Annotated in this window: 26 protein-coding genes; 12 read left to right on the top strand and 14 right to left on the bottom strand. The window is 73.3% G+C overall.

What is annotated here, in order from left to right:
* The first annotated feature begins 10 nt into the window (after positions 1–10).
* Positions 11–775, top strand: a complete 765-nt coding sequence (locus ABZ873_RS12915) for a hypothetical protein (protein ID WP_360869526.1) — start codon at positions 11–13, stop codon at positions 773–775.
* A 58-nt stretch (positions 776–833) separates the two neighbouring features.
* On the opposite strand, the gene ABZ873_RS12910 is transcribed toward ABZ873_RS12915, so the two are convergent.
* Positions 834–1,256 carry a MarR family transcriptional regulator gene (locus ABZ873_RS12910; RefSeq protein WP_360869523.1) on the bottom strand — a complete coding sequence of 141 codons (423 nt, stop codon included), beginning with the start codon at positions 1,254–1,256 and terminating at the stop codon, positions 834–836.
* 116 nt (positions 1,257–1,372) lie between these two features.
* Here ABZ873_RS12910 and ABZ873_RS12905 point away from each other — a divergent pair, with 116 nt between their 5' ends.
* From ABZ873_RS12905 to ABZ873_RS12895, 3 genes are all read left to right on the top strand, one after another.
* On the top strand, positions 1,373–2,395 hold the full coding sequence (locus ABZ873_RS12905) for an NADP-dependent oxidoreductase (RefSeq protein ID WP_360869520.1): 1,023 nt from the start codon (positions 1,373–1,375) through the stop codon (positions 2,393–2,395).
* Positions 2,396–2,460: 65 nt separating this feature from the next.
* Positions 2,461–2,883 carry an organic hydroperoxide resistance protein gene (locus ABZ873_RS12900; RefSeq protein ID WP_360869517.1) on the top strand — a complete coding sequence of 141 codons (423 nt, stop codon included), beginning with the start codon at positions 2,461–2,463 and terminating at the stop codon, positions 2,881–2,883.
* A 95-nt stretch (positions 2,884–2,978) separates the two neighbouring features.
* Positions 2,979–3,779 (top strand): EI24 domain-containing protein, encoded by an 801-nt coding sequence (locus tag ABZ873_RS12895; RefSeq protein ID WP_360869514.1) that lies wholly within the window; start codon positions 2,979–2,981, stop codon positions 3,777–3,779.
* 43 nt (positions 3,780–3,822) lie between these two features.
* Here ABZ873_RS12895 and ABZ873_RS12890 read toward each other — a convergent pair whose 3' ends face one another.
* On the bottom strand, positions 3,823–4,710 hold the full coding sequence (locus ABZ873_RS12890; protein ID WP_360869511.1) for an NAD(P)-binding domain-containing protein: 888 nt from the start codon (positions 4,708–4,710) through the stop codon (positions 3,823–3,825).
* Between the two features lie 97 nt (positions 4,711–4,807).
* Here ABZ873_RS12890 and ABZ873_RS12885 point away from each other — a divergent pair, with 97 nt between their 5' ends.
* The 3 genes from ABZ873_RS12885 (at position 4,808) to ABZ873_RS12875 (ending at position 8,614) form a co-directional block, all read left to right on the top strand.
* Entirely contained in the window at positions 4,808–5,143 is a 336-nt protein-coding gene (locus ABZ873_RS12885; RefSeq protein ID WP_360869509.1) for a helix-turn-helix domain-containing protein, read from the top strand.
* A gap of 206 nt (positions 5,144–5,349) precedes the next feature.
* The gene (locus ABZ873_RS12880) at positions 5,350–7,005 is read left to right on the top strand and encodes a hypothetical protein (protein WP_360869506.1); all 1,656 of its coding nucleotides are present in this window, start codon (positions 5,350–5,352) and stop codon (positions 7,003–7,005) included.
* Positions 7,006–7,018: 13 nt separating this feature from the next.
* Positions 7,019–8,614: a DUF2142 domain-containing protein gene (locus tag ABZ873_RS12875; RefSeq protein ID WP_360869503.1), complete on the top strand. Its 1,596-nt coding sequence runs from the start codon at positions 7,019–7,021 to the stop codon at positions 8,612–8,614.
* 20 nt (positions 8,615–8,634) lie between these two features.
* Here ABZ873_RS12875 and ABZ873_RS12870 read toward each other — a convergent pair whose 3' ends face one another.
* A complete protein-coding gene (locus ABZ873_RS12870) occupies positions 8,635–9,351 on the bottom strand; it encodes a carbon-nitrogen hydrolase family protein (protein ID WP_360869500.1) in 717 nt (238 codons plus the stop codon).
* Between the two features lie 29 nt (positions 9,352–9,380).
* Positions 9,381–9,956, bottom strand: coding sequence for a TetR/AcrR family transcriptional regulator (locus tag ABZ873_RS12865; protein ID WP_360869640.1), 576 nt, complete (start codon positions 9,954–9,956; stop codon positions 9,381–9,383).
* Between the two features lie 164 nt (positions 9,957–10,120).
* Between ABZ873_RS12865 and ABZ873_RS12860 the strand changes: the two genes are divergently transcribed.
* Positions 10,121–12,613 carry a glycoside hydrolase family 3 C-terminal domain-containing protein gene (locus tag ABZ873_RS12860; RefSeq protein WP_360869497.1) on the top strand — a complete coding sequence of 831 codons (2,493 nt, stop codon included), beginning with the start codon at positions 10,121–10,123 and terminating at the stop codon, positions 12,611–12,613.
* An 87-nt stretch (positions 12,614–12,700) separates the two neighbouring features.
* On the opposite strand, the gene ABZ873_RS12855 is transcribed toward ABZ873_RS12860, so the two are convergent.
* Positions 12,701–13,597, bottom strand: a complete 897-nt coding sequence (locus ABZ873_RS12855; protein ID WP_360869493.1) for an SGNH/GDSL hydrolase family protein — start codon at positions 13,595–13,597, stop codon at positions 12,701–12,703.
* Positions 13,598–13,844: 247 nt separating this feature from the next.
* Between ABZ873_RS12855 and ABZ873_RS12850 the strand changes: the two genes are divergently transcribed.
* Positions 13,845–14,339 carry a DUF3145 domain-containing protein gene (locus tag ABZ873_RS12850; protein ID WP_360869490.1) on the top strand — a complete coding sequence of 165 codons (495 nt, stop codon included), beginning with the start codon at positions 13,845–13,847 and terminating at the stop codon, positions 14,337–14,339.
* 82 nt (positions 14,340–14,421) lie between these two features.
* Here the strand turns inward: ABZ873_RS12850 and fabF are convergent, their stop codons facing one another.
* The 5 genes from fabF to ABZ873_RS12825 all read right to left on the bottom strand — a co-directional run bounded on the left by fabF (position 14,422) and on the right by ABZ873_RS12825 (position 19,322).
* Positions 14,422–15,687, bottom strand: coding sequence for a beta-ketoacyl-ACP synthase II (gene fabF / locus ABZ873_RS12845; protein ID WP_360869488.1), 1,266 nt, complete (start codon positions 15,685–15,687; stop codon positions 14,422–14,424).
* Between the two features lie 79 nt (positions 15,688–15,766).
* On the bottom strand, positions 15,767–16,015 hold the full coding sequence (locus ABZ873_RS12840) for an acyl carrier protein (protein ID WP_360869485.1): 249 nt from the start codon (positions 16,013–16,015) through the stop codon (positions 15,767–15,769).
* 58 nt (positions 16,016–16,073) lie between these two features.
* On the bottom strand, positions 16,074–17,078 hold the full coding sequence (locus tag ABZ873_RS12835; RefSeq protein ID WP_360869482.1) for a ketoacyl-ACP synthase III: 1,005 nt from the start codon (positions 17,076–17,078) through the stop codon (positions 16,074–16,076).
* A gap of 19 nt (positions 17,079–17,097) precedes the next feature.
* Complete coding sequence (locus tag ABZ873_RS12830) at positions 17,098–18,015, bottom strand: ACP S-malonyltransferase (RefSeq protein WP_360869479.1); 918 nt, start codon at positions 18,013–18,015, stop codon at positions 17,098–17,100.
* Between the two features lie 89 nt (positions 18,016–18,104).
* On the bottom strand, positions 18,105–19,322 hold the full coding sequence (locus ABZ873_RS12825; RefSeq protein WP_360869476.1) for a helix-turn-helix domain-containing protein: 1,218 nt from the start codon (positions 19,320–19,322) through the stop codon (positions 18,105–18,107).
* 80 nt (positions 19,323–19,402) lie between these two features.
* On the opposite strand from ABZ873_RS12825, the gene ABZ873_RS12820 reads away from it, so the two are divergent.
* On the top strand, positions 19,403–20,059 hold the full coding sequence (locus ABZ873_RS12820; protein ID WP_360869473.1) for a pirin family protein: 657 nt from the start codon (positions 19,403–19,405) through the stop codon (positions 20,057–20,059).
* Between the two features lie 22 nt (positions 20,060–20,081).
* Here the strand turns inward: ABZ873_RS12820 and ABZ873_RS12815 are convergent, their stop codons facing one another.
* A complete protein-coding gene (locus ABZ873_RS12815; protein ID WP_360869637.1) occupies positions 20,082–20,900 on the bottom strand; it encodes a serine hydrolase domain-containing protein in 819 nt (272 codons plus the stop codon).
* A gap of 78 nt (positions 20,901–20,978) precedes the next feature.
* Here ABZ873_RS12815 and ABZ873_RS12810 point away from each other — a divergent pair, with 78 nt between their 5' ends.
* Entirely contained in the window at positions 20,979–21,383 is a 405-nt protein-coding gene (locus tag ABZ873_RS12810; protein ID WP_360869470.1) for a MerR family transcriptional regulator, read from the top strand.
* On the top strand, positions 21,380–22,402 hold the full coding sequence (locus tag ABZ873_RS12805) for an aldo/keto reductase (RefSeq protein WP_360869467.1): 1,023 nt from the start codon (positions 21,380–21,382) through the stop codon (positions 22,400–22,402). Before ABZ873_RS12810 ends, ABZ873_RS12805 begins: the two co-directional genes overlap by 4 nt.
* Before the next feature lie 28 nt (positions 22,403–22,430).
* Here the strand turns inward: ABZ873_RS12805 and ABZ873_RS12800 are convergent, their stop codons facing one another.
* From ABZ873_RS12800 to ABZ873_RS12790, 3 genes are all read right to left on the bottom strand, one after another.
* Positions 22,431–23,288: a DUF4429 domain-containing protein gene (locus tag ABZ873_RS12800; RefSeq protein WP_360869634.1), complete on the bottom strand. Its 858-nt coding sequence runs from the start codon at positions 23,286–23,288 to the stop codon at positions 22,431–22,433.
* Between the two features lie 66 nt (positions 23,289–23,354).
* On the bottom strand, positions 23,355–24,494 hold the full coding sequence (locus ABZ873_RS12795; RefSeq protein ID WP_360869632.1) for an alpha/beta hydrolase: 1,140 nt from the start codon (positions 24,492–24,494) through the stop codon (positions 23,355–23,357).
* Positions 24,495–24,703: 209 nt separating this feature from the next.
* Complete coding sequence (locus ABZ873_RS12790; RefSeq protein ID WP_360869465.1) at positions 24,704–25,375, bottom strand: TetR family transcriptional regulator; 672 nt, start codon at positions 25,373–25,375, stop codon at positions 24,704–24,706.
* Positions 25,376–25,785 lie beyond the last annotated feature (410 nt).

Here is a 25,785-nt window from a genome sequence, read left to right as displayed (position 1 = left end):
TGCGGGCGCCATGAACTACTGCCACGCATGCCGGAGGCACCTCAACGGCGCGCTGGCGTGCGCCGGATGCGGGACCGCCGCCGAGTACCTGATTCCCGCCGCGCCCGACCCCCGGCCGGCCGGCCCCGGGCCGTCCGGCCCGCCGCGGATGCCCGCGCACTCCGCGTCCGCCCCGCAGGCCCCGCCCCCACCCCCGGACGGGTACCCCGACTCCCTCGTGGTGCTGTCCGCCCCGGACGGGCGCCGGGCGGGGGCCCGCCGCCGGGTCACCCACCGGCGCCGCCGCCGGACCGTGCTCACCCTCGCGCTCGGTGTGCTGATCGCGGCCGGTGGCGCCCTCTCGGTGGCCCACCTCACCGCCGACGGGCAGCGCACCGACCGCGCCTCGAACGTGGTGCTGACGGACGACGGCCCGCAGCAGCCCGCCCCGGTGCCGGACCTGCCGACCGCCGGCGCGCCCACGGGCTCCGCCCAGGGCACCGCGAAGACGGCCTCGGTGACGCGGAAGGCGGGCACGGGATCCCCCTCCGCCGGGACCGGGCAGCCCGGAGCCACCGGCTCCGCCGACGCTCCCGCCCCGACGCGCTCGGGCCCGGCCTCCGCCTCGGCCTCCGTCCCGCCCGGGCGCGGCCCGTCCGTGCAGGTGTCCGGCTCGGGCACCCCCTCGCAGGGCGCGACCGGCACCACTCAGGCGCCGCCGCCCCCGCCCCCGCCCACGCAGTCCCCGACGCCGAAGCCCAGCAAGAGCTGCGTGCTCTGGATCTTCTGCTCCTGACCCGGCCCGGTCAGCCCAGCATCCGTGCCGCCCGGCATCCGGTCAGCCCGGCATCCGGTCAGCCCAGCATCCGTTTCAGCAGGTCCCGTAGCACCGCCCGCTCCGCCGCGGACAGCCCGGCCAGGGGCTCGCGCGCGAAGTCCAGCGACTCGCGCAGCCGCTCCGCCGTCTGGAGGCCCTCCTCGGTGGGGGCGGCCAGCTTCACCCGCCGGTCGGCCGGGTCCGGGCGGCGCTCGACCAGGCCGCGGCTCTCCAGCCGGTCGATGATGCCCGTCACGTTCGACGGCTCGCACCGCAGCTTCTGCGCGATGTGCCGCATGGGCATCGGCTCCAGGGCCAGCAGGTTCAGCACCTTGGCCTGGGCACCGGTGAGCTGGTGGCTGGAGGCCGCGTGCTCGTACTCCATGTGGTACCGGGACACGACATCACCGATGAGCTCGACGACCTCGACGGTCACTGGGTCTACGCGACGACTGGGCATGGCTCCAGCGTACCCATTTACTTGACAACATGAAATATCCAGGCGCATGGTTGTTTCAGGTAGTGAAGCAATCTGCTCGCTTCCCGTTCGCCTTCCGTTCGCACCAGGAGCGCCGCATGTCTGAGATTCCCGCCGTGAGCCGCGAGTGGCACCTCGTCCGTCGCCCGCAGGGCTGGCCCGTCGCGGAGGACTTCGCCCTGCGCGAGGTGCCCGTGTCCGCCGAGCCCGCGGCCGGCCGGATCCTCGTGCGCAATCTGCACATGTCCGTCGACCCGTACATGCGCGGCCGGATGAACGACGTGAAGTCCTACGTCCCGCCCTTCCAGCTCGACCGCCCCATGGACGGCGGCGCGGTCGGCGAGGTCGTCGCCTCCAACGCCGAGGGCTTCGCCGTCGGCGACCACGTCCTGCACGGCCTCGGCTGGCGCGAGTACGCGGAGCTCGATGCCAAGCACGCCGTCGCGGTGGACGCCTCGCTCGCCCCGCTCTCCGCCTACCTCGGTGTGCTCGGCATGCCGGGCCTGACCGCCTACGCCGGCCTCTTCGAGGTGGCCTCCTTCAAGGAGGGCGACGCCGTGTTCGTCTCCGGCGCCGCCGGTGCGGTCGGCGGTCTCGTCGGCCAGTTCGCGAGGATCAAGGGCGCGTCCCGGGTGATCGGCTCCGCCGGCTCGGACGAGAAGGTCACGCTCCTCACCGAGAAGTACGGCTTCGACGCCGCCTTCAACTACAAGAACGGCCCCGTCGCCGAGCAGCTGGGCGCCGCCGCCCCCGAGGGCATCGACGTCTACTTCGACAACGTCGGCGGCGACCACCTGGAAGCGGCCATCTCCGCCATGAAGGTGCACGGCCGGGCCACCCTCTGCGGCGCGATCGCCCACTACAACGACACCGAGGCCGCCCCCGGCCCGCGCAACCTGATGCAGGTCATCGGCAAGCGCCTGCGCCTCCAGGGCATCCTCGTCGGCGACCACTCGGGCCTGCAGCAGCAGTTCGTCCAGGACGTCGCCGGATGGCTGCGTTCCGGTGAGCTGCACTACGACGAGACGGTCGTCGAGGGCGTGGAGAACGCGACCTCCGCCTTCCTCGGCATGCTGCGCGGCGAGAACACCGGAAAGATGATCGTTTCTTTCACCGGTTAGGCTCACCCCACAACCGTCGTGACCGTGGGCGCGAGTCGCGGCGATTACCAGGAGGAACATTCTTCATGTCCATCCAGCAGTCCGACGTCGCGTACACCGCCGTGGCCACCGCCGAGAACGGCCGTGACGGCCGCGTCGCCACCAACGACGGCAAGCTCGACGTCGTGGTGAACCCCCCGAAGGAGCTCGGCGGCAGCGGTGCCGGCACCAACCCGGAGCAGCTGTTCGCCGCCGGCTACAGCGCCTGCTTCCAGGGCGCCCTGGGTGTCGTCGCCAAGAACGCGAACGCCGACATCTCCGGCTCCACCGTCACCGCCGAGGTCGGCATCGGCAAGAACGACGAGGGCTTCGGCCTGATCGTCAAGATCTCCGCCGTGATCCCGAACGTGGACGCCGCCACCGCCAAGGAGCTCATCGAGAAGGCCCACGAGGTCTGCCCGTACTCCAAGGCCACCCGCGGCAACATCACCGTGGAGCTCGCCGTCTGATCAGGCAGCGTTGTGAAGGCATCCCAGTGAAGGCAGCCGCAGCGCAGTGAAGGCCGCACCCCGACCGGGTGCGGCCTTCGCCGTAAACTGACCCCATGCATGATCTTGCGGGGGGCTTCCGGTACCTGTTGGCCGGCCAGCGATGGGTACTCGGGCACGGCCGCTGGCTCGGCTTCGGGCTCCTCCCGGGCCTGGTCTCCTTCGTCCTCTACACCGGGGCGCTGATCGCGTTCGGCTACACCGCCGACGACCTGACCGTCTGGGCCACCCCCTTCGCCGACGACTGGTCGGCGCCGTGGCTCGGTGTCTTCCGCGGCTTCCTGACCGCCCTCTTCTTCGGCCTGGGCCTCTTCCTCGCGGTCATCACCTTCACCGCCGTGACCCTGCTGATCGGCCAGCCCTTCTACGAATCCCTCTCCGAGCAGGTCGACCGCAGCGAGGGCGGCGAGGTCCCGCAGTCCGGGCTGCCGCTCTGGCTGGAGCTGTGGATCTCGGCCCGGGACAGCATCCGGATCCTCGCCCGGGTCCTGCTCTACGGGATCGTCCTCTTCGCCCTCGGCTTCATCCCGGTGGTCGGGCAGACGGTGATCCCCGTGCTCGGCTTCTGCGTCTCCGGCTACTTCCTCACGCAGGAGCTCACCTCGGTGGCCCTCCAGCGCCGCAAGGTGGAGCTGCCCGACCGGCTCGCGCTGCTGCGGTCCCGGCGGCTGCTCGTCCTCGGCTTCGGCGTGCCGCTGGTGCTGGCCTTCCTGGTTCCGCTGGTCGCGGTGTTCCTGATGCCGGGCGCGGTGGCCGGGGCCACGCTGATGGCCCGGGACCTGACGCGCGCCGACGAGACCCCGGCCGCCGAGACCACCCCCGCGGGCTTCGGACCGCCGCCGCCTGCCTTCCCGTAGAACGCCGGAACGCCGGAACGCCGCGCTTGCACCGCTGAGCCGGTCAGCGCTTCAGCAGCAGGACGGCTCCCGCCGTGTCCTCCCCGCCGTGCGCGGCCGGGTCCGACTCCAGCCGCCGCCGCATCAGGTCCAGGTAGGGGGAGATCAGCCCGGCGTCCACGCCCTGCTCCGCCGCCGTGCGCAGCAGGGTGCCGCTGGCCGCGACCTGCATGGCCAGGCTGGACACCACCCCGGTGGTGAAGTCCCGGGAGGTCAGCCGCTCGGCCGTGTTGCCGACGAAGAAGCCCATCGCGCCCAGCCACTCGGACAGCAGCGGAGCCAGGTCCTTCGGCGCGATGTCCTCGCCCTCGGTCAGCGCGTAGGCGTGCGAGATCCCGGCGAACAGCCCGTACATCGCGCTCAGCAGCGCCACGTCGTGCAGGGCGGCGTGCCCCGGGTCCTCCCCGACGAAGCGCACCCCGGCGGGGACCTCCAGGACCGCCCGGTGGGTGTCGAGGGCCGCGCGGGAGCCGCTGTAGAAGACGTAGCCCCCGGCCTCCGGGACGCCGATCATCGTCGGGGTGGCCATGATCCCGCCGTCCACGTACCGCGCCCCGCGCTCCTCGGCCCAGGCGGCGCGGGCGCGGGCGTCGGCGGGGGTGCTGGTGGTGAGGTTCACCAGGTCCTTGCCGGTGAGGTCGACGCCCTCCAGTACGGAGCCGACGCTCGCGTCGTCCAGCAGGCAGACCACGACCAGCGGGTGCGCGGCGACGGCCTCGGCCGCGCTCGGCGCGGCCACGGCGCCCCCGGCGGCCAGGGCCTCCGCCTTGGCGGGGGTGCGGTTCCAGACGGTGGGGGAGTGCCCGGCGGTGAGCCAGGTGCGGGTGAGGGCGGTGCCCATGTCGCCGAGTCCGAGCAGGGAGAAGGTGTTCCGGGATGTGGTGTCGGTCATGCCGTCTAGCCTGGAACGGGGCGCCGGAGCCCTCAAGTACGCACTTCGGAGTGGGTGGTTACCCCGAGGTGAGCGAACAGGTGGGGAGGGGTGCGCGATGGCGCTGACACGAAGGCCCGGTGCGGAGCACTGCGGGATCGCCGCGGCGATGTCGGTGATCGACGGCAAATGGAAGGTCTCGCTCCTGTGGGAGCTGGACCAGCGGCCCCGCCGCTTCGGGGAGCTGCGCCGGCTGGTCCCCGGCGTCTCCGAGAAGGTCCTCGCGGCCCAGCTGCGCGAGCTGGAGACGGACGGGATCGTGCACCGCGAGGTCTACGAGGAGGTCCCGCCGCGCGTCGAGTACTCCCTGACCCCCCTCGGCCAGGACCTCAACGCCGCCCTCGAACCGCTCGGCGCCTGGGGTACGAAGCACCTCCTGCCGGATCCGGCCTAGGCGGGCGGCCGGTCTCCGGCGGCGGCCGCCGGGCGCCGGGAGGGGGCCCGTAGTATGCAGGGCAGCAAGTGCCAAGGCTGTCTCCCACCGCCCTTGAGTCCGCCGCGGCCCCGCCCCCGGCGCCGGGGCCCGGAGGCCGGACAGCGGCTTGCGCACGACGACCGGCCGCCGCGCCGAGGACCGACCAAGCAGTAGGGGACACCGCAGTGACTGTCAGTACCGAGGGCACGGTGGCCGTGCTGCCCCCGGGCGGGCCGGCCGCGTCCGACCGCCCGATACCCGCCGTCCGGCGGGCTCCGGGGTCCCGCGCCGCGCTCCTCCTCCTCGAAGGTGCCGTCGCCTTCGCCGCCGCACTGCTGCTCCCGCTGCTCGCCAGCGGATTCCGTCTGAACCCGCTGGACCGGATCGCCCAGGTCAGCGGGCTCGCCGCGATCCAGCTGCGGTTCGCGCTCGTCGGCCTGCTGTTCGTCGCCGCGGTGGTCGTGGCCCTGCGGATCCGCAAGGGCCGGCACTTCGACCTCGCGGCCCGGCTGGCCTCCGCCGGTATCGCCGGTCTGGCCAGCGGTTTTGTCGCCGCCGGCGCGGTCGTCGCGCTGCACGGCACGCCCTGGCCGATGTTCGGCCTCAACGGCGACAGCGGACGCATCGTCGAATGGGCCCAGGCCGTGGCCAACGGCCGCCCCTCCGGTTCCCCGGTCTACCCGCCGGCCCCCCTGTACACCCTCGGGTACTACGCCGAGTGGTTCCGCGGGGGTAATACCGCCTACGCCTTCAAGGACCTCCAGATCCTCGGCGCGGCCGCCTTCGGCCCGCTCGTATACCTCTGCTGGCGGATGCTGCTCAGCCCCGTACGGGCCCTGGCCTTCGGTGTCGCGCCGGCCTTCGCGCTGATCGACGCGTACAAGCCCTACAGCCAGACCGTGCTCGTCCTGCTGGTGCCCGTCCTGGTGGCGCTGGTGGTCTCCCTCGGGCGCAGCGCGAGCCAGGCGTGGCGGCCGCTGCTGCTCAAGGGCGCCGGCTTCGGTGCCCTGCTCGGCCTGCTGTTCCTCACCTACTCCGGCTGGTTCCTGTGGAGCGCGGCGGGCGTGTTCTTCGCCGCGGCCCTGTACTTCCCGTGGCGGTCCGGCCGCGGCGGCCGGCTGCGGGGCGCGGGCTTCCTCGGCGCCACCTTCGCGGCGTTCCTGGTGATGGCCGGGCGCTACCTGATGGTCATGCTGACCGAGGGGCAGACCACCAAGGACTACAACTTCCGGTTCGACAACTTCACCGACCCGGCCTACTACCTCATGTGGCGCACGGACATGCCCGGCAAGGTCGGCGACTGGCCGCCGCCCGGCGAGTACGGCGGGGTGGGTCTGTTCGCCCTCGTCACCTTCGTCTGCCTCGGCGCCGCGATCTGGCTGGGCCTGCGCAAGCCGATGGTCGTCACCATCGCCGCCATGTTCATCAGCGCGTGGGTGATGCGCATGTACATCGCCTCGCACATGTACGAGACGCAGACCGTCCAGCTCTACACCCGCACCAACAACCAGCTGCTCTACTGCGGGCTGGTGCTGTGCGCGCTCGTCGCCCACCTGGTCGCGGAGCGCCTGGCCGCCCGCAAGGCCGAGGACGCCGCCACGACCGGCTTCCCGGGCCGGGAGGGAGCGGTGATCGGGGCCCTGTGCGCGTTGCTGCTGCTCCTGGGTACCGTCTCCTCCGCGATGTCCGACCGCTACATGCCGGCCAAGGAGAACACGTACAAGATCCTTCCGTGGGTGTCCCACACCATCACGGAGAAGGACGGCAGCTGCCCGAAGTACGCACCCGGCGGCACCTGCTCCAAGGACGGCGACCAGAGCTGGCTGACGTTCATCCGATGACCCGAGGGAACCGATGACCTCCGCACTGACGCGGCTGACGCGGCTGGCCGACTGGTCGGCCCGAACCCCGAAGCGGCTCTGGCTGATCTCGTTCGCGCTGTTCTTCGCGCTCGCGGGCTCCTGGTCGGCCGCCAGCCCCCTGGCCGGCTCACCCGACGAGCACGCGCACTTCATCCGCGCCGCGGCGGTGGCCCGGGGCCAGATCGGCGGCCCCGAGGTGATGGTCCCGCACACGGTGGCGGGCATCGAGGGCCGGTTCGCCGAGGCGGGCGTACAGCTCCCGGAGTGGTACCGGAACCTGCCTCTGCTGCACGAGTGCTACTCCTGGGAACAGTCCGAGCCGGCCTCCTGTGCGCCCTCCCTCGGGGGATCCGAGAAGATCGCGCAGGCCACCACCGCCGCCGGCCGCTACCACCCGGGCTACTACCTGGTGACCGGCTGGCCGAGCCTGCTCGTGGACGGTCCCGAGGGGCTGTACCTGATGCGCTTCGCCTCCGCGCTGTTCTGCGCGGCCCTGCTCGCCAGCGCCGTGGTCACCGCCGCCGAATGGCGGCGGCGCTCCCTCGCGATGCTCGGCGTGCTCACCGCGGCCACGCCGATGGCCCTGTACATGGCCGGCATGGTCAACCCCAGCGGCGGCGAGATCGCCGCGGGGATCCTGGTGTGGACGGCCCTGCTGTCGGTCGTCCTCTCGCCCGATCCGCGGCTGCAGAACCGCCGCCTCGCCCGGCTCGGCGTCGGCGGCCTGGTGCTGATCAACATCCGGCCGCTCGGGCTGATCTGGTTCGGCGGGGCGGTGTTCTTCTGTCTGCTGCTGGGGCATCGGCGCGGGATCCTCCGACAGGTGCTCCGCCGCAAGGCCCTGTGGATGTGGACGGGCCTGCTGGCCGCCGCGACCGGCGGCCAGCTGCTCTGGGCGGCCGCGCACCCGGACAACTCGGTGATCGACATCCCGGACAACCTGACCCCCGGCGCCGCCGCGCGCCTGACCTTCGGCAACACCGACATCTACGTCAAGCAGATGCTCGGCTACTTCGGCTGGCTCGACACCCCCGCGCCCGCCTTCACCTGGCTGGTCTGGTCGGGCGTGCTCGCCACCCTGATCGCGCTCGCCCTCGTCCACGGCCGCAGATTCGACGTACCGGCCATCGGCGCCATGCTCGTCGCCATCGTCATCGTCCCCGTCGTCGGCCAGGCTTCGCAGGCCGAGCGGATCGGGATGGTGTGGCAGGGGCGCTACCTGCTGCCCTTCGCCGTCGGGCTGCCGCTGATGGCCGTACTGATCTGCGCCACGCGCAGCCCCGCGACCGGATTCCCCTGGCGCCGCCTGGCCGGCTTCGCCGTGGGCGGCCTCGCGCTGGCCCACGCGGCCGCCTTCTACTGGACGCTGCGCCGCTTCGCCGTCGGCACCGACGGCCCGTGGCTGGCCGTCCACGCCCACTGGGCCCCGCCCGGCGGCTGGGTGCTGTGGACCGGCGTGTACACCATGGCCGCCCTCGCCCTCGTGGTCTTCGCCCTGCTCCCGGACCGCGAGCCCGCCCCCGCGCACCCCCGTGACCTGGACCTTCCGCGCGCGGAGGGCCAGCGGCGGATACCCGAGCCGGCCTGAGGCCGGGGGGTCGGGGGCCGTCAGGTGGTGGGGCCGATCGTGGCCGTCACCACCGACGGCGTACGGTCGTCCGCCTCCGCCAGCAGCGCGCCGCCCGGGGCCCACACCGCCGACCGGCCGCAGCCGGTCCACGGCCCCGCCGGGCCGACGTGGTTGGCGAGGAGCACGTACAGGCCGTGCGCCCGCGCGATCCCCGGGTACACGGCCGCGCGCTGGCCGATGCCGTCGCCCGTCCCGTACAGGGAGCTCGCCAGGTGGACGCGGCAGCCGTCGGCCGCCCCGCGCCCCGGCAGCTCCCCGAAGTGGTTGTCGTAGCAGATGCCCAGCGAGAAACGGATCCCGCCGAGAGTGAAGCGCCCGTCGGACGCGCCCGGCTCGAAGACCTCCCGCTCCTGCCCGTGGAGGTGCCGCTTGGTGTACGTCGTCACGTGCGCGCCGTCCGCCCCGTACACCAGCGTCGCGATGGCGGGCCGGGGCCCGGTCCCCGGCAGGGCGACCCCGACCGCGGTGGCGATGCCCGCCGCGCGCAGCGGATCCAGCCGGGGGTCGTCCGCGCCGGTCCACAGCCCCGGGTCGGCCGCGAGCGCGGCGGGCTCGTAGCCGGTGAGCGCCAGCTCCGGGAAGACCACCAGCTCCGCGCCCTGCTCCCGGGCCGAGACGGCGAGTACGGCGGCCCGCGCGGCATTGGCGCGGACATCGGCGGGGGCGGAGGTCAGCTGCGCTGCGGCGATCTTCACCCGGCCAGGATGCCAGCGGAACGGGGCATTCAGGCCCCCGGACCCCGCAGCAGGGTCAGGAAGGAGCGGAAGGCGGCCGGCATGTCCACCGACTCCGGGGCCAGCAGCCACTGGAACTGCAGGCCGTCCATGACCGCCGTCAGCAGCGGCGCCGCCTGCTCCGGGGTGAGCCCGGAGGGCAGCCGCTCGCCGAACTCGGCGCGCAGTACGGCCGCCATCTCCCCGCGCACCTGGGCGTAGCGCTCGGTGAAGAACGCGCGCGCCGGATGCCCGTCGGTGACGCTCTCGCCGAGCAGCGCCGAGAAGGTCTGCACGATGCCCGGCCGCATGGCGTTGTACTCCACCAGCGAATCGAGCAGGTCCAGCCGCCAGGTGCCCGCCGCGGCGCGCGAGCCGCCGCCGGTGTCCCAGCGGTCGCGCTCCTCCAGCACCGCGACGAGCAGGGCCTCCTTGGTCGGGAAGTAGTGCAGCAGCCCCTGCTGGGTCAGGCCCACGCGTTCGGCGACGGCGCCCAGCGACGCCCCCCGGTAGCCGCGCTCCGCGATCACCTCGACGGCCGCGCGGACGATCTCCCCGCGGCGCTCCTCGCTCCTCGCCCTGGCCATCGCCATGGCACCCCTTCCGTCCGGGCCCCGCCGCAGGGCCGTAGAGGGACCGTACGCCATCCGAAAGTCACGAAAAGATAACAAACCCTACCGCTCTACAGGGAACAGGTCCACGATGGGGGCACCGACCCCGCGCACCCACTTCCCGATGAGGAGGCACGGCCGTGACCGATGCCGATCAGGCCCGCGAGCAGGCAAGCGACCAGGACCCGGAGCAGGCCCGCGAGCGGCTCCGCGAAGACGCCGTCGAGGCGGCGCTCGCCGCGCTCGACCTCGACACCAAGACCCGCCTCCTGTCCGGCCAGGACATGTGGTCCCTGCCCGCCGTGCCCGCGATCGGGCTGGAGTCCCTGGTGTTCTCCGACGGCCCCGTCGGCGTGCGCGGCGTGCGCTGGACCGCCGACGACCCGTCCGTGGCCCTGCCCTCCCCGACCGCGCTCGCCGCCGCCTGGGACCCGGAGCTGGCCCGCCGCGCCGGCCGTCTGCTCGCCCAGGAGGCCCGCCGCAAGGGTGTCCACGTCCTCCTCGCGCCCACCGTCAACCTGCACCGCTCCCCGCTCGGCGGCCGGCACTTCGAGTGCTACTCCGAGGACCCGTACCTCACCGGAGCCGTCGGCACCGGCTATGTGGCGGGCGTCCAGGACGGCGGGGTCGGCACCACCGTCAAGCACTTCGTCGGCAACGACGCCGAGACCGACCGCTTCACCGTCGACAGCGTCATCGCCCCGCGCCCGCTGCGCGAGCTCTACCTCGCGCCCTTCGAGGCCATCGTCTCCGGCGCCCGCCCCTGGGGCGTCATGACCGCCTACAACCGGGTCAACGGCACCACCATGACCGAGCACCGCCACCTGGTGAACGAGGTGCTGCGCGGCCAGTGGGGCTTCGACGGCGCCAATGTCTCCGACTGGATGGCCGCCCGCTCCACCACCGGGGACATCCTCGGCGGCATGGACGTGGCCATGCCCGGCCCCGCCACCGTCTACGGCCCGGCCCTCGCCGCCGCCGTCCGCTCCGGCGAGGTCCCCGGCTCCGCCGTCGACGACGCCGTGCGCAACGTCCTGCGCCTCGCCGCCCGCGCCGGTGCCCTCAAGGGCGCCCCCGCCGCAGCCTCCGACCCGACTCCGGCGCCGGTCGACGGGCAGGCGCTGGCCCGCGAGCTGGCCGCCCGCGGCTTCGTCCTCGTCCGCAACGAGAGCGCCGCCCTGCCGCTCGACGCCTCCGCCGGGCGCACCGTCGCCCTGCTCGGGGCCGCCGCCCGGGACGCCCGCGTGCTCGGCGGGGGCTCCGCCACCGTCTTCCCCGAGCGGATCGTCTCCCCGCTCGACGGGCTCACCGCGGCCCTCCCCGACGGCGCCCTCGTCTACGCCGTCGGCGCCGACCCCTCCGACGAACCGACCCCCGCCGACCAGGGCTTCACCCTGCGCGCGGTCTGCCGCGACGCCTCCGGCGCCCTCCTCGGCGAGGGCGCCCTGCCCACCGGCCAGGTCCAGTGGATCGGGGACGACCTGCCCGCGGGTGCCTCGTACGAGACCATGGCCACCATCGAGGTCCGGGGCACCTTCGTGCCGCGCGAGAGCGGCGAGCACACCTTCGGCACCCGCGGGCTCGGTGCCTTCGCGCTCGCCGTCGGCGGCCGGACCCTGTGGAGCGGGGTCCAGGAGATGGGCGACGAGGCCGATCCCTTCGAGGCGTTCTTCGGCGCCCCCAGCGAGCGCGCCCGTGTCGCCCTCGCCGCCGGGGAGCCCGTCGAGGTGTCCCTGACCTACCAGGTCCCCGACCTGACCGGGCTGCCGCTGCGGGCCGTCATGTTCTCGCTGCTGCACCTCGGCCCGCGCCGGGACCCCGACGAGCTGATCGCCGAGGCCGTGGCCGCCGCCCGGGAGGCCGATACCGCCGTGGTGGTCGTCGCCACCACCGAGCGCGTGGAGTCCGAGGGCTTCGACCGCCGCGACCTGGGGCTCCCGGGCCGCCAGGACGACCTGGTGCGGGCCGTCGCCGCCGTCAACCCGAACACCGTGGTCGTCGTCAACGCGGGCTCCCCGGTGGAGCTCCCCTGGCGCGAGGAGGTGGCCGCCGTGCTGCTGACCTGGTTCCCCGGGCAGGAGGGCGGGGCCGCGCTGGCCGACGTACTCCTGGGAGCGGCGGAGCCGGGCGGGCGGCTGCCCACCACCTGGCCCGCCCGGCTCGCGGACGCGCCCGTCACCGAGGTCGTGCCCACCGGGGGGCGGCTGGAGTACGGCGAGGGCCTGTTCATCGGCTACCGCGCCTACGAGAAGCACGGCGTGGCCCCCGCCTACCCCTTCGGGCACGGCCTCGGCTACACCGCGTGGGCGTACGAGTCCCTGGAGGCCGCCGCCGGGTCGGTACGGGTCCGCCTCACCAACACCGGCGCCCGGCCCGGCCGCGAGGTGGTCCAGGTCTACCTGGCGCCCGTGGACGACACCGTGGAGCGTCCCGCGAGCTGGCTGGCCGCCTTCGCGGGCGTCGAGGCGGGCCCCGGCGAGAGCGTCGAGGCCGAGATCGCCCTGCCGCCGCGGGCCTTCGAGATCTGGGACGAGGAGGCCGGCGGCTGGCGGCGTATCGCCGGGACCTACGAGGTCCGCGTCAGCCACGCGCACGGCGACACGCGGCTGACGGCCGCGCTCGACCTGGCCTGACACGCCGTATGGCCGGAAATCACCCCTGAAACCGGGCCGGGAGCGGGCCCTGACACCCGCTCCCGGACCCCTTCGCGCGTCTGTGCGTCAACGCGGCGGTTCGGCCGCCGTCACCTGGCGGTGCGCCAGTTCCGCGAGCCGCGCCTGGCCGTCCCGGCCCGGATGGAACCAGTCCCAGCGGCTCAACTGATCCGCCGCGAAGGGGTACTGGAACACCGCGCCGCCGTCGTAGCGGCACAGCTTGTCCTTCCCGCAGACCTCGCGCAGCACCTCGTTGTACTCGACCACCCGCGCCCGCACCTGCTCCCGCCGGGCCGTGGCCCCGGTGGCCGCGGAGAGCGGATCGGCGAGCATCGACTGGCAGATGCCGAGGCTCCAGATCTTGCGCACCATCGGGCTGTCCTTGCCCTGCTCCCACAGCCGTTGCAGGTCCGGCACGCTGGAGACGTACACCTGGGAGCCCGGGGAGGCGGCCCGCAGATCCGTCAGCGCCTTCTCGAAGGCGGCCCGGAAATCCGCCACCGGGGTCATCGACGAAGCCGTGGGCCGGCAGGCGTCGTTCGAGCCCACCATGACCGTGACCAGGTCGGGCTTGTGCGCGGCGGCCCCCGCAAGCTGCGCCGGGAGGTCCGCCATCCGCGAGCCCGTCACCGCGTAGTTCCAGCTGCGCGAGGGCGCTCCGGCGGCTCCGAGCAGCCGGGTGGCGAGGGACTGCACGGCCGGGTCGTCCCCGGTGGCCCAGGACACCTCGGGGCAGTCGGCCAGCACCGAACAGGCGTCGAAACCGCGGGTGATGGAATCGCCGACGGCGGCGATCGATGCGGGCGCCGTGTTCCACCGCGGGCCGGGCAGTGCCTCGTGCCCGCCGCGCTCGGGCGACGCGCCCGAGTCGCACCCCGTCAGCGCCCCCGCCAGCAGCACGGCCGCCGCTCCCGCGCCCGCGAGGATCCGGTGGGCGCGGGGGCGCGGGGCGGTGGTGCGCATCGGGGGGAATCCTCCTTGTGGCCCCGCTCGTCCGGGGGGTCCTGCTGAGTGAAAGCTCTGTGTCGACCGGTCCTGGACCGACCGTACGTCACACCAGGACCCCCGGCGCACGGTAGCTTTTTCCCGTGGCGTTTCGGCCGCAGGTCCCGTAGCGCAATGTCAAATAATTTCCGTTACATTACATCACGTCACATACTGTCCGTTTTCTGGAGTTTATTCCCGACCTCGTCCCACACTGGAGGTCCCGGTGACGACACGTGGAGTTCTGTACGTGCACTCCGCACCGCGCGCGCTCTGCCCGCACGTGGAATGGGCGGTTGCGGGCGTGCTCGGGGTGCGGGTGAACCTCGACTGGATCAGGCAGCCCGCCTCCCCCGGCACCTGGAGAGCCGAGTTCTCCTGGCAGGCCGAAGCGGGCACCGCGTCGAAACTCGCCTCCGCCCTGCGCGGCTGGCACCTGCTGCGCTTCGAAGTGACGGCGGAACCCTGCCAGAACGCCGAGGGGGAGCGCTACAGCTCCACCCCGGAGCTCGGCATCTTCCACGCCGTCACGGGCCTGCACGGCGACATCCTCATTCCCGAGGACCGGCTGCGCGCGGCGCTCGCCCGCGCCGCGCACGGCGAGACCGACCTGGAGGCGGAGATCTCCGAACTGCTCGGCAAGCCCTGGGACGACGAACTGGAGCCCTTCCGCCACGCGGGCGAGGGCGCCCCGGTGCGCTGGCTCCACCAGGTCGTCTGAGCGGTACGTGAAGGGCCCCGCACGGCGACTGCCGTGCGGGGCCCTTCACGTATCACGTACAGCAGGCTCGGTCAGGACCGGATCAGACGCTGCGGAAGGCGAGCGTCACGTTGTGGCCGCCGAAGCCGAAGGAGTTGTTGATCGCGGAGATCGGGCCGTCGGCCGGCAGCTTGCGCGGCTCGCCCTGCACGATGTCCGCGTCGATCTCGTCGTCCAGCGCGTCGACGTTGATCGTCGGCGGGGCCAGCCGGTGGTACAGCGCCAGCACGGTCGCGACGGTCTCGATACCGCCCGCGCCGCCCAGCAGGTGACCGGTCATCGACTTGGTCGCGGAGATCGCGATGTGGTCGAGGTGGTCGCCCAGGACCTTGCGCAGCGCCTTGAGCTCGGCCGTGTCACCCTGCGGGGTGGACGTAGCGTGCGCGTTGACGTGGACCAGCTCGGCCGGGTCCAGGCCCGTGTTGTCGAGCAGGTTCTGCACGGCGGCGGCCACACCGCGGCCGGTCGGCTCGGGCTGCGCGATGTGGTGGCTGTCCGCGGACAGGCCCTGGCCCAGCACCTCGCAGTAGACCCGGGCGCCGCGCCGGGCGGCGTGCTCGGCGGACTCCAGGACGACGACGCCCGCGCCCTCGCCCAGGACGAAGCCGTCACGGGCCTTGTCGTACGGGCGGGAAGCCTGCTCGGGGTTCTCGTTGTTCTTGGACATCGCCATCATGTTGGCGAACGCGGCGATCGGCAGCGGGTGGATCGCCGCCTCGGTGCCGCCGGCGACGACCACGTCGGCACGGCCGGTACGGATCATCTCGACGGCGTAGCCGATGGCCTCGGCACCGGAGGCGCAGGCGCTGACCGGGGTGTGCACACCGGCCTGGGCGTTGATCTCCAGGCCGACGTTGGCCGACGGGCCGTTCGGCATGAGCATGGGGACGGTGTGCGGGGAGACCCGGCGCACACCCTTTTCCTTCAGTACGTCGTACTGGTCGAGCAGCGTGGTGACACCGCCGATGCCGGAGGCGATCACGGTGCCCAGGCGGTCGGCCGCGATGGACTCGTCCTCGCCCGCGGGGGCGGTGTAGCCGGCGTCGGCCCACGCCTCACGTGCGGCGATGACGGCGAACTGCGCCGAGCGGTCGAGCTTGCGGGCCAGCGGGCGGGGCAGGACCTCGCCGGGGTCCACGGCGACCGGGGCGGCGATGCGTACCGGGAGTTCGGCGAAGCGCTCGCCCTCCAGGGGCTTGACGCCGGACCGGCCGGCGAGCAGACCTTCCCAGGTCGAAGCGCTGTCGCCACCCAGCGGAGTGGTTGCGCCGATACCGGTGACGACCACGGTGCGATTGGTCGGGCTCACAGGAATTCTTTCTCCACGTCTCAGAGGGTGCTGAATTGTCACGGCGCCACCGCCGGGTGGCGACAAACGCTCGGCAGGGTCAGCCCTGGTGCTTGAGGATGTAGTCCGCGGCGTCGCCGACCGTCTTGAGGTTCTTGACGTCCTCGTCCGGGATCTTGACGTCGAAACGCTCTTCGGCGGCGACGACGACCTCGACCATGGACAGCGAGTCGACGTCCAGGTCGTCGGTGAAGGACTTGTCGATCTCGACGTCCTCGACCGGGATGCCCGCGATCTCGTTGACGATCTCGGCGAGGCCCTCGACGATCTCCTGCTGCGTGGCGGCCATGTGGCGCTCCTTCTTCTGGGTAACTGGGTGGTGCAGGACCGGGATGCGGATCCCGGCCCTAGGGGAGGGTAACGACCGTCGCGGCGTAGACGAGCCCCGCCCCGAAGCCGATGACGAGCGCGGTGTCGCCGCTCTTCGCCGCTCCGGTCGCCAGGAGCCGCTCCATGGCGAGCGGGATCGAGGCGGCCGAGGTGTTGCCGGTGGTCTCCACGTCCCGGGCGACCGTGACGTGCTCCGGCAGTTTCAGAGTCTTCACCATCGAGTCGATGATCCGCATGTTCGCCTGGTGCGGGATGAAGACGTCCAGGTCGGCCGCGGTGATCCCGGCCGCGTCGAGCGCCTGCTGGGCGACCTTGGCCATCTCGAAGACGGCCCAGCGGAAGACCGCCTGACCCTCCTGCGTGATGGCCGGGAACTTCTCGCCGCCGTCCTTGCCGAGGTACTGGTCCCACGGCACGGTCTGCTTGATCGTCTCGGACTTGTCGCCCTCCGAACCCCACACCGTGGGGCCGATGGCCGGCTCGTCAGAGGGACCGACGACCACGGCGCCGGCGCCGTCACCGAAGAGGAAGGCCGTCGCGCGGTCCTCCAGGTCCGTGAGGTCCGACAGCCGCTCCACGCCGATGACGAGGACGTACTCCGCCGAGCCCTCCACGACCATGCCCTTGGCCAGGGTCAGGCCGTAGCCGAACCCGGCGCAGCCGGCCGAGATGTCGAAGGCGGCGGGCTTGACCGCGCCGATCCGGTGCGCGATCTCGGTCGCGACGGCCGGGGTCTGCTTGAAGTGCGAGACCGTCGAGACGATCACGGCACCGATCTGCTCGGGGGCCACACCGGCGTCGGCCAGTGCCTTGCCCGAGGCTTCCACCGACATCGCGGCGACGGTCTCCTGGGGCGAGGCCCAGTGCCGCGTCGCGATGCCCGAACGGGAGCGGATCCACTCGTCCGAGGAGTCGATGGTCTCGAGGATGACCTCGTTGGGCACCACCCGGGTCGGACGGTAGCCGCCGACCCCGAGGATGCGGGCGTAGGGGGAGCCCTTGGCCGGCTTGATCTTGGACATGCTGTCTGGGCTCCTTCTCTCAGGCCGTCAGTTCGGCGATGAGCGCCGCGGCCTTGTCGAGATCGTCCGGGGTCTTCAGCGCCACGCTCGGTACGCCCTTGAGCGCGCGCTTGGCCAGACCCGTCAGGGTGCCGCCGGGGGACAGCTCGATGATCCCCGTGACACCCAGCTCGGCGAACGTCTCCATGCACAGGTCCCAGCGGACCGGGTTCGCGACCTGGCCGACCAGGCGGGCGACGACATCGGCGCCCGTGGTGACGACGAGGCCGTCACGGTTCGACACGTATGCCACCGACGGGTCCGCCGGCGCCAGGGCCTCGGCGGCCTTCTGCAGCGTGGCGACCGCCGGGGTCATGTGGTGCGTGTGGAAGGCGCCCGCGACCTTGAGGGCGACGACCTTCATGGCACCCTCGGGCTTCTCGGCCACCAGGGCCTCGATCTGCTCCGTGGTGCCGGCGGCCACGATCTGGCCCGCGCCGTTGATGTTGGCGGGGGTCAGGCCGAGCTTCTCCAGGTGGGCGAGGACCACGGCGGTGTCGCCGCCGAGGACCGCGGCCATACCGGTCTCCGTGACGGCGGCGGCTTCGGCCATGCCGAGCCCGCGGGTCCGGACGAAGGACAGCGCGTCCTCCTCGGACAGCACGCCGGCGACGGCGGCGGCGGTGATCTCACCGACGCTGTGGCCGGCGACCGCGCCGAAGGAGGCGGGCGAACCCAGCGCGGAGGCGGACAGCAGACCCGCGGCGACCAGCAGCGGCTGGGCGACCGCGGTGTCGCGGATCTCCTCGGCGTCGGCCTGCGTGCCGTAGTGGGCGAGGTCCAGCCCGATGGCGTCGGACCAGGCGGCGACGCGGTCGGCGGCGCCGGGGAGGTCGAGCCAGGGAGTCAGGAAGCCGGGCGTCTGAGCGCCTTGGCCGGGAGCGACGAGTACGAGCACCCTCACACTCTCTCTTGTGGAGGGTCCCTGCCGCCCGTGGGGACAGGGACCAAGAACCGTCGGGGTAATTGTTGATGTCCAACAAAAGCCTAGGGCTGGAGATCGCCGTCGGCCAGACGCCCCAGAATCAGGGCGATCCGCAGGGTGAACGCCGAGCGCACATCGGAAGGAGACCAGCCGGTGACGTCGGTCACACGTCGCAGCCGGTAGCGCACCGTGTTCGGGTGCACGAACAGCATCCGGGCGGCACCTTCGAGACTGCTCGCCTGCTCCAGGTAGACGCTCAGCGTCTCCAGCAGCGCCGAGCCCGCCTCCTCCAGCGGTCTGTAGATCTCCTCCACCAGCTGTTCCCTGGCAGCGGGATCGGAGGCGATCGCGCGTTCCGGCAGGAGATCGTCCGCGAGGACCGGCCGCGGGGCGTCCTGCCAGGCCGTGCACGCCTTGAGGCCGGCCGCCGCCGCCTGCGCCGAGCGGGTCGCGTTCAGCAGGTCGGAGACCACCGGCCCGGCCACCACCGGGCCCGCGGCGAACGGCCCGATGAGGGACTTCGCCACCTGCATCGGGTTGTCGCTGCCGCCCGCGATGACCACGAGGCGGTCGCCCAGCACCCCGGTGAGGACCTGGAGCTTGTGGTGGCGGGCCGCGCGCCGGATCGCCTCCACCGTCAGCTCGCTGTCGCCCTCCGGGGCCGTGCCGAGCACCACGCACACGTGCTCCGGGGAGTTCCAGCCCAGGGCCGCCGCCCGGGACAGGGCGCCCTCGTCGGCCTCGCCGGACAGCACCGCGTTGACCACCAGGGACTCCAGCCGGGCGTCCCAGGCCCCGCGTGCCTCGGCGGCCTGCGCGTACACCTGGGCCGTCGCGAAGGCGATCTCCCGTGCGTACACGAGCAGCGCCTCGCGCAGGATGGACTCGTCGCCGGGGGCCGCCACCTCCTCGATCGCGGCCTCCATGACCTCGATCGTGGTGCGGACCATCTCGACGGTCTGGCGCAGGGTGATGGCCCGGGTCAGCTCGCGCGGAGCGGTCCCGAAGACATCGGTGGAGATCGCCTGCGGGGTCTCCGGATGCCGGAACCACTCGGTGAACGCGGCGATGCCCGCCTGGGCGACCAGGCCGATCCAGGACCGGTTCTCGGGTGGCATCGCCCGGTACCACGGCAGGGTCTCGTCCATACGCGCGATCGCGTTGGCGGCGAGCCGTCCGGAGGACTTCTCCAGGCGGCGCAGCGTCGCGGTGTGCGGATGCGCGGGGGCGGGATGCGCGGCGTGTGTGGCGGGCGAATGCTCACGTTCGGGTTGAGGCACGGGACAAGACTGCCTTATCGGGACGGCCGCGCGGAGTCCGGTCCCGTGCCGGGCCGCGCCCGGCGGCTACCGTGGCCCCCATGATTGATGTTCGCCGCGGCGCAGACCGGTACGAGGGAGGGGACCCGGCCGCCGGGATCGCCACCCGGCACGCCTTCTCCTTCGGGTCCTTCTACGACCCGGACAATCTGCGCTTCGGCCCCGTCCTGGCCTGCAACGAGGAGACCCTGGCCCCCGGAGCCGGCTTCGACGAGCACCCGCACAGCCACACCGAGATCGTCACCTGGGTGGTCGAGGGCGAGCTGACCCATCAGGACAGCACCGGCGAGCGGAGCACCGTACGGCCCGGGGACGTCCAGCGGCTCGGGGCCGGTTCCGGCGCCCGGCATGTGGAGCGCAACGACGGGGAGGGCCGGCTCCGCTTCGTGCAGATGTGGCTCTCGCCGCTCGCCGCGGGCGGGGAGCCGACGTACGAGGTGGTCCGCGCCCTGCCCGACGGCACGCCCTACGAGGTCCCCGCGGCCGGCGCCGTGCTGCACGTGCGGCGGCCCGGCGCGGGCGAGCGGGTGGCCGTGCCGGCGGCGGAGCGGGTGTACCTGCACGTGGTCCACGGGGACCTGCGCCTGGACGGCGAGGAGCTGGGCCCCGGGGACTCGGCGCGGATCACCGCGGAGAAGGACCTGGAGGTCACCGCGGGGTCCCCGGGGGAGCTGCTGATCTGGGAGCTTCCCGGCTAGCGGCGATACCGGGCGGCCGTGCTCAGCGGCCGGACAGCTCGGCCAGGACCGCGTCGGTGAACGGGGTCCACGCCTCCACCGCCCACGGCCCGAAGGGGCGGTCCGTCAGCGCCACGCACGCGGCGCGCGCGTCCGGGTCCACCCACAGGAAGGTGCCCGCCTGGCCGAAGTGGCCGAAGGTGCGCGGCGAGGAGTTCAGGCCCGTCCAGTGCGGGGACTTGCCGTCGCGGATCTCCAGGCCGAGGCCCCAGTCGTTGGGGGACTGGCTGCCGTAGCCGGGCAGGACGCCCTTGAGCCCCGGGTGGACCACCGAGGTGGCCCCGGCCACCGTACGGACGTCGAGCAGCCGGGGCGCCTGGAGTTCGGCGGCGAAGCGCAGCAGGTCGGAGACGGTGGAGACGCCGTCCTTGGCGGGGGAGCCGTCCAGGGTGGTCGCGGTCATGCCCAGCGGCTCGAAGACGGCCTGGTGCACGTACTCCGCGAAGGGGATGCCGGTGGCCTTGGCGATGTGGTCGCCGAGCACCTCGAAGCCGGCGTTCGAATACAGCCGGCGCTGTCCGGGCGGGGCCGCGGCGCGGTGCTCGTCGAAGGCCAGGCCGCTGGTGTGGGCGAGCAGGTGACGGACCGTCGAGCCCTCGGGCCCAGCCGGTTCGTCCAGCTCGACCGCCCCTTCCTCGTGGGCGACGAGGGCGGCGTACGCGGCGAGCGGCTTGGTGACCGAGGCCAGGGCGAAGCGGTGATCGAGCGGGCCGTGCGCGCCGGCCAGGGTCCCGTCGGCGCGGACGACGGCCGCGGCGGCGGTCTCCGCGGGCCAGGTGTCGATGATCCGCAGGCTTTCCATGCCGTTGCCGGCCTCCATGCTCTCCATGCGGCCGAGCCTACTTGCTTGGAGTGCACTCAAGGGTTTTAGCGTGGGGCCATGAGCCAGAGCCCGAGCCTGACGCAGACCCGCTACACGATCAGCGAGGTGGAGGCCCGGACCGGCCTGAGCCAGCACACCCTGCGCTGGTACGAGCGGATCGGCCTGATGCCGCACGTGGACCGTTCGCATTCGGGCCAGCGGCGCTTCACCGACCGCGACCTCGACTGGCTGGCCTTCGTGGGGAAGCTGCGGGCCACGGGGATGTCCGTGGCGGACATGGTCCGCTACGCGGAACTGGTCCGCGAGGGCGAGCACACCTTCGCCGAGCGGCGCGAGCTGCTGGAGCGGACCCGGCGCGAGGTGCGGGCGCGGATCACGGAGCTGACGGACGCGCTCGGCGTACTGGACTACAAGATCAACATGTATACGGCGCACACGGTCTCGGGGAAGGGACAGCAATGACGGAGCACGGCACGCCCCTGGAGCAGGTCGGACTGGGCAGGGGCGGCCCCCGGGTCGGGGTGCAGGGCCTCGGCTGCATGGGCATGAGCGAGTTCTACGGGGGCACCGACGAGGCGGCCGCGCGGCGGACCCTGGACGCGGCGCTGGAGGAGGGGGTCACCCTCTTCGACACCGCCGACGTCTACGGACGCGGCCGGAACGAGGAGTTCCTGGCCCCCTTCGTGGCCGCGCACCGGGACCGGATCACCCTGGCGACGAAGTTCGCGATGGAGCGCTCCGACGACCCCGCCCACCGGGGCATCCGCAACGACCCGGCCTACGTACGCGAGGCCGTCGAGGGCAGCCTGCGCCGGCTCGGCGTGGACGTCATCGACCTCTACTACATGCACCGGCGCGACCCGGCCGTACCGCTCGCCGAGTCGGTGGGGGCCATGGCGGAGCTGGTGCGCGAGGGGAAGGTGCGCCACCTGGGGCTCAGCGAGGTCACGGGCGCGGAGCTGCGCGAGGCGCACGCCGTGCACCCGATCGCGGCGGTCCAGTCGGAGTGGTCGCTGTTCAGCCGGGACGTGGAGCGCAGCGCGGTGGCCGCGGCGGCGGAGCTGGGGATCGCCTTCGTGCCGTACTCGCCGCTCGGCCGGGGCTTCCTGACCGGGGCCTTCGCGGACGCCTCGAAGGACCTGGAGCAGGACGACTTCCGGCGCCACCAGCCGCGCTTCACCGGGGACAACGCGCGGACCAACGCGGCGCTGCTGGACCCGGTGCGCGCGATCGCGGCGGAGCTGGGGGCCACCCCGGCGCAGATCGCCCTGGCCTGGGTGCAGCAGCGGGCGGCGGTGCACGGCCTGACCGTGGTGCCGATCCCCGGCACGCGCCGGCCCGAGCGGCTGCGGGAGAACACGGCGGCGACCCGGATCACCCTGTCGCCGGAGCGGCTGGCACTGCTGGAGCCGATCGCCGCGCGGGTGGCGGGGGACCGCTACCCGGACATGAACTTCACCTCGGTGGCGCGCGAGGTCTGAGGCGGCGGCGTCCGGTCCTCGGGCCGCGCTACAGCGGTTCGGCGGCGAAGCGGTCGCGCAGGGCCGCGTACTCCCCGTCGGTGAGCAGCCCGGCCGAGTGCAGTTCGCTGAGGTGGCGCAGCCGGTCGTCGCCGGAGCGGGCGCGGGCGGCGGCGCCGACGGGGGTGCGGCCGCGCAGCGCGGCGAGTACGGCGGCGGCGAACGGCAGGGACTCGTGCACGGCCCCGCAGCCCACGCCGAAGACGGCGGCGGCGAGGTCGTGGTCCGGGCGCGGATCGGCCGGGGCGTCCCCGTTCTCGTGCAGCAGCAGCCGCAGATGGCCGCCGGGGCCCTCGGGGGAGCTCCACGCGAGACCGGAGAGCGCGGTCAGCGGGTAGTGCTGGTCGCCGGCCTTCCATTTGGTGCTGGTGGCGCCCGTACGCGACCAGTGGAAGCTGACCGTCGAGCCGTCGAAGCCGACACGCGCGTCGTACGCCTTGAGCTGGAGCGGGGGCTGCGGTGCCTCGACCAGGAAACGGGAGGCCGGCTCGTCCGCGTCCGGGGCGAGCCGGGAGCGTATCTCCTCCGCGAAGGCGGCGGCGAGCGGCGCCCGGTCGCCGGGCAGCACCAGCCGGTAGGGGTCGCAGGTCTCCTTGAGCTGCCCGGCGGCGGCCTCCATCAGCGGATCCGCGCCCGGCCGCGGCAGGGCACGCAGAACCACCGTGTCCCGCTTTCCTGCGGTCACGGTCGCGGCGGACACCGCTTCGAGGGGGATCCTGCGCGAGCCCAGCGCCTGGAAGAGCCGCGGCGTCCGCATCCCCCGTGCGAAGCGGATGAGCACCGAGTCCGAGTCGTCGAACTCCCAGACGGCATGGTTTCCGGCCAGTACGTCACCCATGCGCCACATCGTAGAGGGAGCCACCCCCGTGCGTCCCCCTCGCTGCGGTGGCCGATTTCCGTGCCTCTACGCGCGTCAGTCCCGCTCTGTCCCGGAAATGCCGCGCCGGCACACGTCGTCGCCGGTCGCGCACACAACGGAACCGAACGCACCGGTTCCGATCCGGGCGAAGTTCTCCAGGGAATCCGTACCTGGCGCGAAATAGCCGGTGTGGCTCCGGGCCCGCGCCGAGGACAGCAGCCGCGCGCCGAAGTCCGGGGAGACCGGATCGGCGCCGTGCCCGACGCCGCCGACCTCCAGGTGCGGCACGTCCGCGATCCAGTCGCCCTCGTCGCGCGTGGCCCAGACCCGCGCCGAGGTGTGCAGACCCGCGACGTTCGCCGTGCGCATGCCGGGGCTGCCCGCCACCGCCACGTCCGTCACCCGGCGGGGCAGGTCGCGCGCGGCGACCCCGCAGACCACCGAGCCGTAGCTGTGGCAGAAGAGGGCCACCTTCGCGTCCCCCGGCAGGGCCATGGTCAGCGAGGTGAGCCGGACCGCGCCGTCGAAGGCCATCCGGCCGGTGGCGGCGTCCATGCCCAGCCCGGTGGGGGCGGCGTACCCGGCCCACGCGATGACCGCCGTACGGCTGTCCGGCGCGGCCGAACGCTCCGCCTCGTACAGGGACTCGGCCATGCCGACCGGCGAGGTCAGCCGGCGCTGGGTGCGCTCGAAGGTGACCAGGTCGGTGTCCACACCGGGGACGACCACCGAGACCCGGTCGGCGCGGTCGAGATCGCCGAAGACCTCCGCGACCAGACCGCCGCCGGTGGGGTCGAAGGCGAGGATCTGCCGGCCGGGCGCCGCGAGCGAGGCCAGGCGGTGGGAGCGGCGGGTGGCCACGGCCCGGTCGGCCGGGGTCAGCGCCACATCGTGGCTGCGGGCCTCCTCGACCAGGCGCGCCTTCTCCAGCCCCCGCTGGTTGGCCCGGTAGCGGACGGCCGCCGGGGCGCCGTCGAGGTTGCCGACGACGAGCGGGTAGCCGTCCGCGATCCGGGCCCGCTGGGAGCCGTCGAGGCCCGCGAAGAAGCGCGCCACGGTCCGTACGGGGGAATCCGCCGCCGGGACCGGGCGGCCGTCGATCCGCGCCTTCGCCCAGGCGTCGAGGGCGGCGGCCCGCAGCGGGGTGCCTCCCTCGGGGCGGTGCACCGCGGTCCAGCCGGTGGTGGCCAGCATGACGAGGACGACCGCCAGCGCGAGCAGGGTGCGCAGGGCGGTGAGGCGCACATCTGCGCCGGGAGCGGTGGGGTGGGCGAGGCCGGGCGGTTTCACTGGGACCAGCGTAGGAGACCGATTCCTCCCGTGGCGCGCCGGGTGACCGGGTTCACGCCCGACCGTGGGACCTCCGTACGCAGCCTGGCGCAGGGGCCGTCGGTGCCGGACGGTCAGCCCGCGGAGCTGACCGGGCGCCAGCTCCCGGCCAGGGCCGGGCCGATCCGGTCGAGGTAGCTGTCCGTCAGCCGCCGGATCGCCTCCACGCTGGTGTCCTCGCCGCGCCCCCAGAGCCGGCCCGTGACACGCATCACGCCGAAGACGGCGGCGACGGCCACCCGGGGGCGGGGGTCCACGTCCACGTCCAGGCCCTCGCGTTCGGCGATCAGCCGGGAGATCCGCTCCTCCAGCCCGGTCGAGCGGCGCAGGTGCACCGCGAGCAGGGCCGGGGTGGACTCGATCAGCCGGTAGCTGCGCATGTAGAGGTCGACGGGCACCACCCCGCCCAGGGCCTCGTCCACGGTGTCCCAGACGCTGAGCACGGCCCCGCGCAGCGCTTCGAGGGGGCCCTCGGCGGCGGGCCGGGCGTGCAGGGCGGTGATCAGGTGCGACTCGACCAGGTCCTGGACGGCGAAGACCACCTCCTCCTTGTTGGCGAAGTAGCGGAAGAAGGTGCGCTGGGACACGGCCACCGCATCGGTGATCTCGTCGACGGTGGTGCGCTCGTACCCCTGCACGACGAAGAGCGTGAGGGCGGCGCGCAGCAGCGCGCTCCGGGTGCGCCGCTTCCTGCGCTCGCGCAGTCCGGCCACCGGCGCGGCAGGCGCGGACCGCTCGTCGGTCATCACCGCTGGGCTCCTTTCTGACGCCGGGTGGCGGTCAGCGTATCCGGGCCCGCCGGCGGGGCCGGGACCCCCGCGCGCGTGACACGTTCGGGTCGGCGGGCCGCCGGGCGGGAGCCCCCGGACTGCTGCCGGAGGCGTCAACTCCGTACAGCGGGACGGGGTTCCGGGTGGTTCCCGGGGAGCTGTCGCCTATCCGGGTGGACCCGTCCGCGGCCTCTTCCGCTCGCCCGTCTCCGCAGGTCAGCGTGGTCTCGGCGGAGCTCCGGAAGCGGTCCGGCGGCCCGCCGTCAGCGAGGAGTTGACCCGTCATGCGTACGTGTGGAGCCATCCGTTTCACCCCTGCCCGCCTCACCACCGGCCGCCTCACCCCTGCCCGCCTCACCCCCGGCCGTCGCACCACCACCCGCGTC

Origin of the sequence: Streptomyces sp. NPDC047014, from assembly GCF_040644195.1 — a bacterium.
In the GTDB taxonomy this organism is placed as follows: domain Bacteria; phylum Actinomycetota; class Actinomycetes; order Streptomycetales; family Streptomycetaceae; genus Streptomyces.
Note: the sequence above shows the minus strand (reverse complement) of the source record. Positions and strands in the feature narration are given on the sequence as shown.